The organism is [Bacillus] enclensis (assembly GCF_001456935.1).
Taxonomy (GTDB): domain Bacteria; phylum Bacillota; class Bacilli; order Bacillales; family Bacillaceae_B; genus Rossellomorea; species Rossellomorea enclensis.
The window spans coordinates 79,360-95,688 of record NZ_KQ758482.1 but is presented as its reverse complement, the minus strand read 5'-3'; the positions used below and the strand labels follow the sequence as shown (position 1 = coordinate 95,688).

Below are 16,329 nucleotides of genomic sequence, written 5' to 3'. Positions count from 1 at the left end.
CATCAGATAACGTTTACTCGGAAGGGGAATGAATAATGAGCAGTCCCGAAACCTGCATCATTCGAAATCAAAGAATTTATGCTGAAAATGAAACGATCGAAAATGGATTCATTAAAATATTAGGCGGCACCATTACTGAAATCGGGGACATGTCCGATTTAAAAATAGATGGGGAGTATGCTGATATTTCAATCCCTGCCAAGGCTTCAGTCATCCCTGGCATGATCGATGTCCATATCCATGGTGTCAAAGGAGCGGACACGATGGATGCGACAACAGCTGCGCTTGATACGATGACGATGGCACTTCCACAGGAAGGGACGACAAGCTTCCTGGCAACCACGATGACTGAATCGAAAGAAAAGATTAAAAAAGCGCTGATCAATACTGGCCAGTATATAGAAGAAAAGCAGAAGGCAGGGAAGGCAGAAATCCTGGGCATCCACCTGGAGGGGCCGTTCATTAATAGCGGGAAAGCAGGCGCACAGCCACTGCATCATATTACAAAACCGTCTGTTGAAATGTTTGACAGCTGGCAGCAGGCTTCGCGGAATCACATTAAGCTGGTGACGATCGCTCCCGAAATGGATGAAGGACATACACTGATACGGCATTTAAAGAAAAATGGGGTCGTCGCTTCAGCGGGACATTCCGCTGCGGGATATGATGAAATGGGCAAGGCCATAGACAGCGGAGTCAGTCATGTCACGCACCTCTTCAATCAAATGTCCGGTTTTCATCACCGGGAACCGGGAATAGCTGGTGCAGCTTTCAACCGAAGGGAATTGATGGTCGAACTGATAGCGGACGGCATCCATGTGAGGCCCGAAGCCGTGGATATCGCTTTTAAGCAAATCACGGATGAGCGGATGATCCTTATCACGGATTCCATGCGCGCCAAATGCCTGAAGAACGGCAGGTATGATCTCGGCGGACAGATGGTGACCGTGAAGGACGGCATGGCGCTTTTAGACGAAGATACGCTGGCGGGGAGTGTGCTGGAAATGAAGTCTGCCTTTCAAAATATCCAGAAGTTCACCGGATGTTCAATGGAGGAAGCCATCAGGATCACCTCCGAGAATCCAGCAAGACAGCTCGGTGTGTTCGACAGGAAAGGGAGCATCGCTGCCGGAAAGGATGCCGATCTCGTGATCCTAGACGATCAAAAAGACGTTTTGATGACGTTCTGTAAAGGGAAAGTGGCTTATATGAAAGGGGATGAGGTCAAGTGAAAATCATTGAAGTGTCAGACTATAAGCAGATGAGCGTAAAAGCTTCTCAGCATGTGATCGCAAATATAAGGAATTCAGACTGTTTGACGCTTGGACTTGCCACTGGCGGAACCCCAAAAGGGCTGTACGGTGAACTCATCGAGGATCATCATGTAAACGGGACCTCCTATAAATGCGTCAATACGTTCAATCTCGATGAGTATATCGGTCTTTCAAAGGAAGATTCTAACAGCTACTATCAATATATGTGCTCGAATCTCTTTTCCCATATTGATATCCCGCTCTCTCAAACGCATATTCCATCCGGAATGGCAGATGATGCTGCGGAAGAATGCCGCCGTTATGAAAACATGATCGAAGAAGCAGGCGGAATCGACCTTCAGATCCTCGGCATAGGGGAGAATGGGCATATCGGTTTCAATGAACCCGGTACTTCCTTTCAATCAGGTACGCACATCGTGGAACTGACAGAGTCGACAAGGGAGGCCAATGCCCGTTATTTTGAATCACTTGATGAAGTGCCGCGTCAGGCCATCACGATGGGCATCTCTAGCATCATGAAAAGCAGGGAAATCCTCCTGCTCGTATCAGGAAAATCAAAACGGGAAGCCATGCAGAAGCTCATCGAAAATGACGTAACCGAAAACTTCCCCGCTTCAATCCTGAAAAAACATCCAAAGGTCACAATCATCGCCGATTCGGCCGCCCTTGCATGATCTTAAGAGGCTGGGACAAAAGTGATGTAGCATAAGTAAAACCCGAACTATTTTGCATGAGGTGAGGCAAAGTAGCTCGGGTTTTTAATTTGTTCATTGTACATCTAGGAAATAGCTCATTCAGCGGTTGATTGGAGTGCAAGACGAAGACTCCTGCGGGAAGAGTAGCTTATGTGAGACTTGTCCAGCTGCGGGGCTTAAAGGCACATGTCATAAGTCAAATCGTCCAAGAAGGCAAATAGCGCCTTCGTGGACGATTCGCCTTATGCCAACCGCCTCTATTCAAAGCCCCTCCGCTTTTCTTCCCGCAGGCTTGCCGAGGAGGCTCACGGGCTACCCGCGGAAAGCGTAGTCTTGCACGGAAATCATTAGCGTTGTTTTGAGTCCACTCTGAAATGTTCGTCTTTAGACAAAGGAATTTTATTTTTGTCCCAACCTCTTTCTGTATCCATAGAAAATCACGCCTGGATGGTTTACTATTAAAGATAAATCCATATTAAATTCCTTCTTATTGACCATAATGATGATGAAGGAAATAGAGGTGAAACATATTGTTTAAAGATATTTCAATTAACGAATTACTTTCTAATCATACTAATGACTATGTAATGGTCGATGTCCGTTCACCTTCTGAATATGAAGAAATGACGATACCCGGAAGTTATAATATCCCGGTCTTCGATGACAGGGAACGAGCGGAAGTCGGGACGCTTTATAAGCAAGTGAGCAAAGAGGCGGCGACTGACAGGGGGCTGGAACTTTTCTCTGCTAAACTTCCTGACTTCATAAAAAGATTCAAAGAACTCCCTGGAAAGAAAGTCGTGTACTGCTGGCGGGGAGGCATGAGAAGCAAATCCGCTGCCACATTCCTTGATTTGATGGGCATTGAGACCTATCGGATAAAAGGGGGGATACGTACATACCGTCATTGGGTATTGGACCAGCTTGAGTCGATTGAATTGACACAGGAAGCGTATGTCCTGAACGGGGGAACCGGAACAGGGAAAACAGAGATTCTCCACAGGCTGGCACAAGAGGGATTCCCGGTTCTCGATCTCGAGGGGCTGGCGAATCACCGCGGCTCTGTATTCGGCGGGCTGGGACTGACCCCCCATAAGCAGAAAACATTTGATTCTCTTTTAGTGAATGAATTGAAACGGCTTGAACATCATCCGCTCGTCCTGTTTGAAGCGGAAAGCAAACGGGTGGGGAAAGTTCTTCTTCCTTCTTTTATATTGAATAAAAAAGAAGAAGCCACACATATCTTCATTGAACTGCCGATCGAGGAAAGAGTCGGGCACATTATGACCGAGTACAAACTTCATGAGCACCACGAAGAATTTGCAATGTCATTCAAAAAGATCAAACGCCGGATCCACAGCCCTGTGGCCAATCAAATTGAAGAAGAACTGAAAACGAGAAATTATGAAAAGGTACTGGAACTGCTCCTGACCTACTATTATGACCCGAGATACAAACACTCAGCAGAAAAGTACAGGGATGATCAAAAAATCCTCCTGAAAGTGAAGACGATTGATGAAGCTGTAAATGCAGTTAAAGGAATAGTCGCTGAAAAAAAAGGACTGGTGGGAAGCAACTGACTGCCGCCCGATTACGCTTTGTCGAAAAACAGTCAATATTTCCCGGAAAATGTCATGGTGAATCATTTCGAAAAATAACCCCGAAGACAGCGGGGTTATTTTTTTAGGTTTGCTCAAGACCGAAACGGGTTATATAAAGTAAAATGAACCTCACTGCGTCCACTACAAAAAAACGTAAAAACACTTAATGACAATCCACTCCAAAAAAAATTTTTTCTAATGAATTTCCCACATAAAAATTCAAATAAATTTATAACTATGTATTTCTTCGTGCGAAGATTTTGTAAACGATTTCTTTATTGAAATAACAAGGGTTTAAAGTTTTTGAAAATTTAGTAAAATAGACAATTCCCCACCTGGTTTTATCCTTCTGTATTCTTCAAATTGAGGGTTTAAAAGGGCCCAAACCGTTAACTAAATTTTTCGTTTTTTCTAAATTTCATGATATACTAACAAAAATTAAGAAAATTCGATTAAAAGATAATATTATCTTTCAATAATAGTAATCAAGAAGAGGGGGACGTTGTGAATGAAAAATAATCTTCCTTCAGCGCAGGGGTTGTATGATCCGGCGCATGAACATGAAGCATGCGGTATTGGGATGATTGCCAATATAGATGGCAGGAAATCTCATAATATCGTGCAGAACGCCATCAATATCCTTTGTAACCTAGAACACCGCGGCGGGCAATCCGCCGATACCAGTACCGGTGACGGAGCAGGTATCCTCACCCAGATCCCACACAGATTCTTCAAAAAACAATGTGAAAAAGAAGATATCCATTTACCGGGTGAAGGCGAATACGGAGTAGGGATGGTTTTCCTCCCTGAAGAGTATGATTCAAGAATGCAGAGTAAAGAATTATTCGAACGAATCATCGAGGAAGAAGGACAGACGACACTCGGATGGAGACCTGTACCAATCAATGATTCCTTCGTTGGTAAAGTAGCTTCAAAGTCAAAGCCGTTCATCCGGCAGGTGTTCATCGGTGCTTCCCATGACATGAAGACACGGATGGATTTTGAAAGAAAACTATACGTCATCCGAAAACGAATCGAGAAGGAAACATCGCAGATTGAGGAATTAAGAGATGTATACTTGTGCAGCTTATCTTCCACAACGATTGTATACAAAGGGATGCTCATCCCCGAACAGCTGGATTCCTTTTACATCGACCTCAATCATCCCGAGTTCCAATCCGCACTGGCCCTGGTGCATTCCCGCTTCAGTACGAATACATTTCCAAGCTGGCAGCGATCACACCCTAACCGATATACCATTCATAATGGAGAATTTAATACATTAAGAGGGAACGTCAACTGGATGAGAGCACGTGAGCAGCTGTGCCATTCTTCTGCTTTCAGTGAAGAAGATCTGGAGAAGATCCTTCCGGTCATCGATGAGACGGGCAGTGACTCATCCATGTTCGATAATGCATTTGAGTTCCTTCACCTGTCTGGTAGATCACTTGCCCATACAGCGATGATGATGGTACCGGAGCCTTGGGAAAATGATGATACGATCCATCCAAAGAAAAAGGATTTCTACGAATATCACAGCTGCCTGATGGAGCCGTGGGACGGCCCTGCTGCACTTGTGTTTACAGACGGTAAACAAATCGGGGCGTGCCTCGATCGTAACGGCCTGAGACCTGCAAGATATTATGTCACGAAAAATGGCATGATTGTCCTTGGATCTGAAGTTGGTGCACTCGACATTTTCGCCGACGACATCGTCTATAAAGATCGTCTTCAACCTGGAAAGATGCTTCTCGTCGATCTGGAAAAAGGAAGAATGATCCCAGATGAGGAAATCAAGCTCAGAGTAGCAAATGAACAGCCTTACAGACACTGGCTGAACAATTATAAAAAAGAGCTGAAAGACCTGCCTGAAGCGCCGTATGGTTCTGAAATCTTCACATCTGAAGAAGTGCTTGCTCAGCAGCAGGCATTCGGTTATACAACAGAAGAAATCAATAAAATCATCAAACCGATGGTAACGGACGGGAAAGACCCGGTCGGTTCGATGGGGTACGATTCCCCTCTTGCCGTCCTGTCGAAAAAGCCGCAGCTTCTTTATAACTATTTCAAGCAGCTGTTTGCACAGGTAACCAATCCGCCGATCGATGCGATACGGGAACAGATCGTCACATCTGTCGGAACAACGATCGGAGCGGAAGGGAACCTTGTCGATCCAGGTCCTGAAAGCTGCAGGCATATCCGTCTGGACACGCCTGTCCTTACACAAGAAGAACTTGAAAGACTGCGCTACCAGAATGAAGAAGGCTTCAAGGCTGTCACGCTATCGACTTTGTTCAACGTAACAGAGGAAGAGGACCAGCTTGAAGGTGCCCTCGATAAACTATTTGCCAGAGCCGACCTTGCAATCAAAGAAGGAGCTACCCTTTTGATCTTATCCGACAGAGGGGTGTCAAAAGAGCGTGCCGCCATTCCGGCTCTGCTTGCCGTATCGGGTCTGCACCAGCACCTGATCCGTCAGCGTTCAAGGACCAAGGTCAGTCTGCTGGTTGAATCCGGTGAGCCGCGTGAGGTCCATCATTTTGCCACACTACTCGGTTACGGTGCGGAAGCCATAACTCCTTATCTTGCATATGAATCACTGCGCGACCTTGTCAATAAAGGGGAGCTGCAGCAAAGGACCTACCGGGAAGCAGTCAAAACTTATGTGAAGGCGGCAACGGACGGCGTCATGAAGGTGCTCTCTAAAATGGGCATCTCCACCATCCAGAGTTACCGCGGTGCCCAGATATTTGAAGCAATCGGCATCCATAAGGAAGTAATCGATAAGTATTTCACGAGGACTGCTTCAAGATTAGGCGGAATTAAACTCGACATCATTGAAAAAGAAGTACTGATGAGACACCGCAAGGCATTTGTGGAGAGAAAAGACTACAACCGTACGCTGGAGTCCGGTGATGAATTCCAATACCGCAAAAATGGGGAAGATCACCAGTATAATCCAAGTACGATTCATACACTGCAGCATGCTTGCAGAACGAACAATTATGAAACGTTCAAGAAATATTCCACTATGCTGACGGATGAGAAGCAGAACCTCCAGTCACTGCGCGGCCTTCTTTCCTTTAAGAAAAGACAGCCGGTCCCGATCGATGAAGTAGAATCGGTGGAAGAGATCTGCAGGAGATTCAAGACCGGTGCGATGTCATTCGGTTCGATCAGCCAGGAAGCCCATGAGGCCCTTGCAATCGCAATGAACCGCATCGGCGGACGAAGCAATTCTGGAGAAGGCGGCGAGCATCCAAACCGTTTCACACGGGATGAAAATGGCGACCTCAGACGAAGCTCCATCAAGCAGGTGGCTTCAGGGCGTTTCGGTGTGACAAGTCATTATCTTGTCAACGCCGATGAAATTCAAATCAAGGTGGCACAGGGAGCGAAGCCTGGTGAAGGCGGACACCTGCCAGGCAAGAAAGTATATCCATGGGTCGCGGAAGTGCGCGGATCGACGCCGGGTGTCGAGCTTATTTCCCCTCCCCCTCACCATGATATCTATTCAATCGAGGATCTTGCCGAACTGATCCATAACTTGAAAAATGCGAACCCGCAGGCACGGATAAGCGTGAAACTGGTATCGGCCGTGGGTGTCGGAACGATTGCTGCAGGTGTGGCAAAAGGCCGTGCCGATGTTGTATTGATTTCAGGATATGACGGTGGAACGGGCGCCGCTCCAAGAACGAGCTTGAAGCATACAGGACTCCCTTGGGAAATTGGTCTTGCCGAAGCGCACCAGACCCTTCTTCTGAACCGCCTGCGTGACCGGATTGTCGTTGAAACCGACGGAAAAATGATGACCGGACGTGATGTGGTCGTGGCTTCCCTATTGGGAGCTGAAGAATTCGGCTTCTCCACTGCACCGCTTGTTGTCCTTGGCTGCGTCATGATGCGTGTGTGCCATATGAATACATGTCCTGTCGGAATTGCGACTCAGGATCCGGAGCTCCGCAAGAAATATATGGGTGACCCGGAGCATGTGGCAAACTTCATGCGATTCGTCGCACAGGAAGCGAGAGAGCTGATGGCGCAGCTTGGTTTCAGAACGATCAACGAAATGATCGGAAGGACCGATGTGCTCCAAGCCAATGAAGCGATCGACCACTGGAAAGCAAAGGGACTCGATCTGTCGGCGCTCCTGCATCAGCCGGATGTGCCTGAGAAGGTCAGCAGATATGCTGTCAGAAAACAAGATCATGAACTTGAAAAGACATTTGATTATCAAGAGCTGATTCCGCGTTGCCGGAAAGCGATTGAAAATAAAGAACCGGTTGAAGTCTCGACCGCCATTCGGAACATCAACCGGGTGACGGGTACGATGCTTGGAAGTGAAATAACGAAGCGCTACGGTGCAGAAGGTCTGCCTGAAGACACCATCCGCCTGAAATTTACTGGCTCTGCAGGACAGAGTTTCGGTGCATATATTCCAAAAGGATTGAGCCTGAGGCTTGTAGGGGATGCGAATGACTTCGTCGGAAAAGGATTATCCGGCGGTAAAATCATTGTTCATCCTGATCCGACATCAACTTTTATCCCTGAACGCAACACGATAATCGGAAATGTATCATTCTACGGTGCATCTGCCGGTGAAGCTTATATCTACGGAATTGCCGGGGAGCGCTTCTGTGTAAGGAACAGCGGCGCCAACGTCGTGGTAGAAGGTGTCGGGGACCACGGATGCGAATACATGACAGGCGGAAAAGTCGTCATTCTTGGCCGTACAGGACGCAATTTTGCAGCAGGAATGTCAGGCGGGACCGCTTACGTCCTTGATGAAGACGGTTCATTCAGTTCCCGCTGCAACAAGGAGCTTGTCCTACTGCAGCCGTTATTCGACCCTGAAGAAACAAAAGAAGTATACGACCTGATCCAGAACTATGTTGAGTATACAAATAGTGCAAATGGAAAGAAGATATTGGCTAACTGGGATGCCTATGTTTCCAAATTTGTACGTGTGATACCGAAATCCTATCTGAAGATGAAAGAGAGGATCTCTGAACTTGAAGACAGCGGCCTCGAGAAATTCGATGCTGAAATGACCGCATTTGAAGAAAGTACAAAAAAATTAGAGACAGTTAAGTAAAGAAGGAGGGGGATATGGATGGGAAAACCGACTGGTTTCATGGAATACAAGAGACAAACGCTGGATGAAAGGAAACCTGCCGACCGTACGAAAGATTGGGATGATTATACTCTCCCCCTTTCAGAGGAGGAGGTCAGGAAGCAGGGGGCCCGCTGCATGGACTGCGGCGTTCCTACCTGTCAGTCCGGGATGGAGCTTGCAGGCGTCACGACTGGGTGCCCTGTTTATCATCTGATTCCAGAATGGAATGACCTGGTGTATCAAGGACAATGGAAGGAAGCACTTAAACGGGAACATGAAATGAATAACTTCCCGGAGTTCACGGGATTTGCCTGCCCGGCTCCCTGCGAAGGGGCATGCGTCCTCGGCATCAATGAACCTCCTGTCGCCATCCGGACGGTGGAAAGGTCCATCATCGAGAAAGGATTCGAAGAAGGATGGGTCGTGCCGCAGCCTCCAGAGATCCGTACAGGAAAAAGGGTGGCAGTGGTAGGTTCAGGTCCTGCCGGATTGGCAGCCGCCGCACAGCTTAACAAAGCAGGTCACCTGGTAACGGTATTCGAACGGAATGACCGTGTGGGAGGTCTGCTGACTTATGGCATTCCTGAAATGAAGCTACCATACTCCGTCGTGAAGCGTCGTGTGGATATCCTTGAAAAAGAGGGAATTAATTTTGTCACGAATACAGAAGTGGGGAAAGATATTTCCGCTTCTGAATTAAAGAGTGAGTTCGATGCCGTCATCCTTTGCGGAGGGGCGACAGTCCACCGGAATTTAGAAGTGGAAGGAAGAAACTTGAAAGGTGTCCATTATGCAATGGACTTCCTTCACGCAAACACCAAGAGCCTGCTTGATTCCAATTTTGCTGATGGAGAATACCTGTCTGCAGCTGGGAAGAATGTGATTGTCATCGGAGGCGGTGACACGGGCACAGACTGCATTGCAACTTCCATCAGACATAACTGCAAAAGCCTGACGCAATTCGATATCTATGCAAAAAAAGGGGCAATCCGCGATGAAGTGGGGAACCCGTGGCCGCAATATCCGATCATCCATCGTGTGGAATACGGACAGAAGGAAGCGGAAGAAGTATTCGGTCATGATCCGCGTGCCTATGCCGTCATGACGAAGAAATTCGTCGGGGATGAAGACGGCCATATCAAAGAAGTGCATACGGTGAACGTATCATTGAAAATTGATGAGAATGGCAACCGTGTCAGAGAAGAGCTTCCCGGCACGGAAAAAGTATGGCCGGCAGACCTTGTTCTGCTTGCAATCGGCTTCAGCGGTCCTGAGCAGGGGCTGTTGAAGGAGCTTGAAATCGAAACGAAAAGCAACACAACTGTCGATGCAGAGTATGATAAATACACAACCAATGTAGACGGCGTTTTCGCAGCAGGAGACATGCGCCGCGGTCAAAGCCTTATCGTATGGGCAATCAATGAAGGACGCGGGGCTGCAAGAGAATGCGACCGATTCTTGATGGGTACGACTGAACTACCATAATTTTCAAGGAACAGACCTCACCTCCAGGGATATCTGCCCTGGAGGTTTTGTATTTACAAAAAAACCTTGTCTTTACCATAATTTTCTATTACTATTCTACTAAGCCATTAGTCTCTTTTCTCCCGGGTGCATTAAAGGGAAAATAGATGAAAGGGTTTTCAAACGTCATTACATATGATTCTAAACTGGTTCATGAGTGAATAGTTTCTACTAGAGGAGTTTTGTCCAAATCCGGACAACACGTCCAGCATCCAGAAAGACAGGAAGTGATGTCAAGACTATCCATTAGATGATTGTTTTAGAATCAACAGAGAACTCACAAGATAGGGGGAAAACAAAATGATGAAATATTTACAAAGAATCGGGCGTTCACTGATGCTTCCGGTTGCCGTTCTTCCGGCAGCAGCGATCCTCATGGGGATCGGGTATTGGATCGACCCGACAGGATGGGGTGCCGACAGTCCGGTTGCTGCTTTCTTGATCAAAGCCGGCTCCTCGATCATTGATAATATGGCCGTATTGTTTGCGGTCGGTGTCGCCTTGGGTATGGCGAAAGCTAAAGATGGATCTGCTGCCTTAAGTGGATTGGTCGCTTATCTTGTCATTACAACTTTGCTTTCACCTGACTCAGTCGCGATGCTTGAAGGGATAGATGCAGAAAGTGTCAATCCTGCGTTCGCCAAGATCGGGAATCAATTCGTAGGGATTCTTTCCGGACTTGTAGCGGCAGGTATGTACAACCGCTTCAGTCATGTGAAGCTGCCGGATGCACTCGCATTCTTCAGCGGAAAGCGTCTGGTGCCGATCATGTCGGCGGTGGCGATGCTTGTAGTATCAGGTATCATGCTGTTCGTATGGCCGGTTATCTATACAGCACTTGTATCTTTCGGTAAGGAAATCAGTGCCTTGAGCTTCACGGGAGCAGGACTCTATGGATTCTTCAATCGCCTGCTTATCCCGACCGGACTTCACCACGCATTGAATTCGGTATTCTGGTTCGATGTAGCTGGAATCAACGATATCGGGAACTTCTGGTCCGGAAAGGGCGAGAAGGGTGTAACCGGAATGTACCAGGCCGGATTCTTCCCGGTCATGATGTTCGGTTTGCCGGCGGCGGCACTTGCCATGTATCATGCGGCAAAGCCTGCCAAGAAGAAGCAGGTTGCCTCCCTAATGCTGGCGGCTGGTTTTGCTTCCTTCTTTACAGGGGTCACGGAACCGCTTGAATTCGCGTTTATGTTCGTAGCTCCAGCTTTATACGTTGCGCATGCCGTATTGACTGGATTATCACTTGCCATTGCGTCATTCTTCCAATGGACGGCAGGATTCGGTTTCAGCGCTGGATTCGTTGACTTTGTCCTTAGCTCGAGACTTCCGCTTGCAAATATGCCATATATGCTTCTTGTACAGGGAATCGTGTTCGCCCTTATTTATTACTTCCTGTTCCGTTTCCTGATTGCAAAATTCAATCTGATGACACCGGGACGTGAAGAAGACACTGAAGAAGGTGCGATCGCCAGTCCTGTAACTGAAGGTGACCGTTTCTCTGTCATGGCTTCCGAAATTTATGCCGGCCTCGGCGGTGATGAAAATGTCACGTCCGTCGACAACTGTGTCACCCGCCTCCGCGTCGAAGTGAAAGACATGGAAGCAGTCGACCAGCAGCGCATTAAGGCGACCGGAGTACCGGGAATCAATATCGTAGGCACCAACTCCATCCAGGTCGTGATCGGCACTTCCGTTCAATTCGTGGCGGATGAGGTTGAGAAGCTGAGGAATAAATAGATTCTAGGTTTGGTTTATTGAGAGTCTGATATTCAGTGTGGATTAACGTTTATGGGTGTTGAATGATTCTGATTGTACCTGGTAAACGTCCGAGCAGAAGCGGAATGTTCATTCTGGCATAAAATCTGCATGAAATTGACGTGATAGAGACAAGAAACGAAGAAAAAAGCAGGCTTTTCCTTAGGGGAGAGTCTGTTTTGTTTTTTTGAAGGTTAAATATGTCCTCTGATCGCGGCTTTCTGCTTCAATTCGAAAGAATACGATCCTGATTGGAGATTTATGATCCTGTTTGGAAAAATACGATCCTAATTGCAGATTTATGATCCATTCGACAAAAAATACGATCCTATTTCCAATTATATGATCTCATAAGAATGATTCTAAATAAGGACCGCCTGAAAGACCGCCCACTTAAGAACATAACCATGCCGCGGGGTGAGAGTTACCACAACGCATCATCCCTATTAAATGAGGCGGAACATCCACAAACATCCACCCCCTCTATTAATCTATAAATCCCCCTTACAAACCGCACCAAATGCTCTATACTTTAATTAACAGATTATCCATGAAGAAGGTTTTACATATGACAGAGAAAAAAAGAAAAGAAGCCGATCTCTATCAGCCCATACAGAAACATTTCACAAAACTCGGGTACAAAGTGAACGGGGAAGTGAACGACTGCGACCTGACGGCGGTGAAGGGCGAAGAACTTATTATCGTAGAGCTGAAGCTTTCCCTGACGGTCGATTTATTGATACAGGCCGCTAAACGCCAGCGATTGACTGAGCTTGTCTATATTGCGATCCCAAAGCCGAAGCGCACCCGCTCGAAAAGATGGAATGACATATGCCATCTCGTAAAACGATTGGAATTGGGCTTGATCACCGTATCCTTGACAAAAAGGCCGAAAGTTGAATTCACGGCGCACCCGCAGCCGTTCGATCGAAAGAAAGTCATGACCTACAGCAAAAGGAAACGGACCGCACTCATAAAAGAAATCGAAGGCAGGAGCGCGGATTATAATACCGGCGGCAGCAACAAGACAAAAATCATGACTGCCTACAAGGAAAGCTGCATCCATATCGCATGCTGCCTCGATAAATACGGACCGCTGTCCCCGAAAGCACTGAAAGAAATCGGGACCGGCGATAAAACCCCTTCCATCCTGCAGAAAAATTATTATAAATGGTTCGACCGCGTCCAAAGGGGCATCTATCAGCTTAATGAAAAAGGAAAAAAAGAAATGGCAGATTATCCGGAACTGGTGACCTATTATGAAGATAAGATGAAATGCAATTTGAAATCCGAATAGCTGTGACGGATATTCCTTTTTTCAATCGATTTAAGCATGGGGCTGAAAAAAATATTTTAGTTTAAGTAAAACCCGAACTAAATTGTATTAAGAGATGCAATTTAGTTCGGGTTTTTTATAGCTCCGTATGAAGGGGCGCTTTTAGCTGTTCCAGCGTTTGATTGGAGTGCAAGACGTAGACTCCTGCGGGAAGAGTAGCTTATGTGAGACTTGTCTAGCTGCGGGGCTTAGAGGCACATGTCATAAGTCAAATCGACCAAGAAGGCAAAGAACGCCTTCGTGGCCGATTCGCCTTACGCCACCCGCCTCTGAGCAAAGCCCCTCCGCTTTTCCCTCCCGCAGGCTTGCCAAGGAGGCTCACGGGCTACCCGCGGAAAGCGAAGTCTTGCACGGAAATCAATAGCGGTAATAAAAGCCTGAAAAATTCAAATCCATCAAAACTTTTTCGGCATTCTGATGTCTAATCAATAGAGGGAAGGGGGAATTCCTGATGAGTGAGCTGGATCTCACCATGGTCAAGAAAGCGAAAAAGGGCGATGAGGATGCGTTGTATCAGCTGATCCTCTCACATAAAGAACAGCTCTATCGCATGGCCATTTCATATTTAAAAAATGAAGATGATGCCGTAGAGGCGATTCAAGAAACGACATACCGGGCGTATAAGGGGATCAAGAAGCTGAGGAAAAATGAATACTTCACCACTTGGCTGATCCGGATCCTGCTGAATTATTGCCATGATGAAGTAAAGAAAAAGAAACGTGTAGTCTATAACGATCAGCTCATCCAGTCAATTGAAGACCCTGAACATCGTACCTCAATTGAGACAGAGGACGCCATCCGTTCGCTGGAGCATCCGTACCAACATGTCATCATGCTCAAGTATCTCCATGATCAGAAAATCAACGAAATTGCGCAAATTTTAGATTGTCCAGAAGGTACTGTGAAAACATGGCTGCACAAAGGACTTCGTTTACTCCGTAATCAGTTGAAAGAAAAGGAGGGTGACTTCCATGTATGAACACGAAGAAAAAAAGTTGAATGAAACGAAGCAAAAGCTAAAAGATGTGACGATCCCTCATAACCGTTTGGATGAAGCGATTCAATCCGGTTTCCGAAAAGGGAAGAAAGCGTCAGGAAAGAGTCTGGCTGCCAGGGCTTGGATGGTATCTGCAGCAGCTGTTTTTATCCTTGCTGTATTTGCCGGGTCACTACGTACTTCAAATGATTTTGCCCGATTGGTGAGCGGCATGCCCGGTATGGAGAAGGTTGTTGAGCTCGTAAGAATGGATAAAGGGTTACTTTCGACCATCGAGAATAATTATGCTCAAAAGGCAGGGGGATCGGATGAACATCATGGAATAACCGTCACACTGGACTCCTTTATCCTGGATGAAGAACAGATTGTGTTGTTTTATTCCTTAGACTCAAAAGGAAGGTCATTGAAAGATGTACGTTCATACAAAATTGATATTCAAACAAGAAATGGGAAGTCGGTTCCTAAGATACATTCATCCGTCGGCGGGGAAGGTTTGAATGATTCGGATGAATTATATACTTCAACAATCGGGCTGGAAAAGCCGCTGAATGAACAGGCATATGAGTTTGTCCTGAACCTGGAAGACGGGACAGAGAAGCTGATCGGGGAATGGCGGATCCCATTTACGATTGACAGGGATAAGGTGGGGAAAACAAGAGCCGTCGAAGTCGACAAGACATTTGTAATAGAAAATCAGAAAATTCATGTTGGGGAAGTAAAGGTAGCGCCGACCCGAACAGCGGTTTCCTTCGAGTTTCCGTCAACGAATACGATGAGGATTTTCAATATTGAGGACCTGAGGCTAGTGAATGAAAAAGGGGAAACCTGGTCGAAGATAGCTGATGGAATCGTGTCCACCGGCGATTTCGATAAAATCACGTATTATCTGCAAAGCAATTACTTTGAAAAACCAGATAAATTATATGTTGCCTTCAATTCAATCAGGGCCCTTGAAAAGGATCGATTAGAAGTCGATGTCGATCCTTCCGAAGAAAAAATTCTTGAAGCCCCAGATGGCAGATTGGCCTCGGTAAAGTATGAGGATCATTCACTGTTGTTCTCCTGGGATAAAGCATACGACAAAGTGAATCATATAACTGCCTTCAATTCTTTCGAAGACCCGAGCGGAAAGAAACATGAATTGGATCAATTTATGAAAATAGGGGATAAAGAATTCGGGTTCCCATACAGTGTCAATGACAGTCTCTCACCAATTACGCTTGAACTCCAGGACTATCCATCATGGATCAAAGGGGATATCAAGATCCCGCTCCAATAAAAACGATTACCCGTATCCGCTGACTAAACGTCGGGTGCGGGTATCTTTTTTATAAGAATAATTTCCCAACCAGAGGTTATCCTAATTGATAATAAACTAGTCCAATGAGGTGATTTTCCATGCCTAATACGCTGGAAGCAATGTTTGATTACCTGAGAACCCGGTTCGATGATGAACCCAAGCCCCGCCCTCATATCGGGGAAGCGATGGGATGCTGGCTTTATTACACGGCAATTGCAGAAGAAGTGCCGATTCTGGAAGCAGCATTGAACACGACCACGGACAAGGATTTGCTGCATATCCTGAAAGATACAAAAAAACTCGCCCTGCATCAAATGCAGACGATTGAAGAATTCATGCTGAAAGAAGGCATCCCCCTTTCCGATACTTCCGAGAAGAAACCCGTGTCCAACCCAGACAGTATCCCGATGGGGGTGAAGGCAACCGATTCCGAAATCGCGAATCTGATTTCTGCAAAGATTGCCACCAACATCGTTATGTGTGCGACGAATAACAGTCAAAGCATCAGGAGTGACATCGGTTTGATGTGGATGAGGTTCCAGTCGGAGAAATCCGTATTGGGCTTGGAACTGAAGACGAAAATGAAGGAGCGCGGATGGTTGAAAGTTCCGCCTGCATATATCCCGCCGGGGGCTCCGATCCAATGATAGTGAAACCTTTCTCTTACCTTGGGAAAGGTTTCTTTTCTGTTCTAAAGGTTTTTTAAGTTCCTCACCCTGCGA

At 46.5% G+C, this 16,329-nt stretch carries 10 protein-coding genes; all 10 read left to right on the top strand.

Going from position 1 to position 16,329, the window contains the following annotated elements; all coding sequences use genetic code 11:
- The first annotated feature begins 35 nt into the window (after positions 1 to 35).
- The 10 genes from nagA to AS034_RS00395 all read left to right on the top strand — a co-directional run bounded on the left by nagA (position 36) and on the right by AS034_RS00395 (position 16,254).
- Positions 36 to 1,232 (top strand): N-acetylglucosamine-6-phosphate deacetylase, encoded by a 1,197-nt coding sequence (gene nagA / locus AS034_RS00440; RefSeq protein WP_058297041.1) that lies wholly within the window; start codon positions 36 to 38, stop codon positions 1,230 to 1,232.
- The gene (gene nagB, locus AS034_RS00435) at positions 1,229 to 1,948 is read left to right on the top strand and encodes a glucosamine-6-phosphate deaminase (protein WP_058297040.1); all 720 of its coding nucleotides are present in this window, start codon (positions 1,229 to 1,231) and stop codon (positions 1,946 to 1,948) included. The genes nagA and nagB overlap by 4 nt, the downstream gene beginning before the upstream one ends.
- Before the next feature lie 551 nt (positions 1,949 to 2,499).
- Complete coding sequence (mnmH, locus tag AS034_RS00430; protein ID WP_058297039.1) at positions 2,500 to 3,549, top strand: tRNA 2-selenouridine(34) synthase MnmH; 1,050 nt, start codon at positions 2,500 to 2,502, stop codon at positions 3,547 to 3,549.
- 529 nt (positions 3,550 to 4,078) lie between these two features.
- On the top strand, positions 4,079 to 8,665 hold the full coding sequence (gene gltB, locus AS034_RS00425; protein ID WP_058297038.1) for a glutamate synthase large subunit: 4,587 nt from the start codon (positions 4,079 to 4,081) through the stop codon (positions 8,663 to 8,665).
- 18 nt (positions 8,666 to 8,683) lie between these two features.
- Positions 8,684 to 10,171, top strand: a complete 1,488-nt coding sequence (locus tag AS034_RS00420; RefSeq protein ID WP_058297037.1) for a glutamate synthase subunit beta — start codon at positions 8,684 to 8,686, stop codon at positions 10,169 to 10,171.
- Positions 10,172 to 10,510: 339 nt separating this feature from the next.
- Entirely contained in the window at positions 10,511 to 11,956 is a 1,446-nt protein-coding gene (gene nagE / locus AS034_RS00415; protein ID WP_058297036.1) for an N-acetylglucosamine-specific PTS transporter subunit IIBC, read from the top strand.
- 586 nt (positions 11,957 to 12,542) lie between these two features.
- Positions 12,543 to 13,271 (top strand): DUF2161 domain-containing phosphodiesterase, encoded by a 729-nt coding sequence (locus AS034_RS00410; protein ID WP_058297035.1) that lies wholly within the window; start codon positions 12,543 to 12,545, stop codon positions 13,269 to 13,271.
- 490 nt (positions 13,272 to 13,761) lie between these two features.
- Positions 13,762 to 14,289 carry a sigma-70 family RNA polymerase sigma factor gene (locus AS034_RS00405; RefSeq protein ID WP_058297034.1) on the top strand — a complete coding sequence of 176 codons (528 nt, stop codon included), beginning with the start codon at positions 13,762 to 13,764 and terminating at the stop codon, positions 14,287 to 14,289.
- Positions 14,282 to 15,586 (top strand): DUF4179 domain-containing protein, encoded by a 1,305-nt coding sequence (locus AS034_RS00400; protein WP_058297033.1) that lies wholly within the window; start codon positions 14,282 to 14,284, stop codon positions 15,584 to 15,586. Before AS034_RS00405 ends, AS034_RS00400 begins: the two co-directional genes overlap by 8 nt.
- Before the next feature lie 119 nt (positions 15,587 to 15,705).
- Positions 15,706 to 16,254 (top strand): DUF3231 family protein, encoded by a 549-nt coding sequence (locus tag AS034_RS00395; RefSeq protein ID WP_058297032.1) that lies wholly within the window; start codon positions 15,706 to 15,708, stop codon positions 16,252 to 16,254.
- Positions 16,255 to 16,329 lie beyond the last annotated feature (75 nt).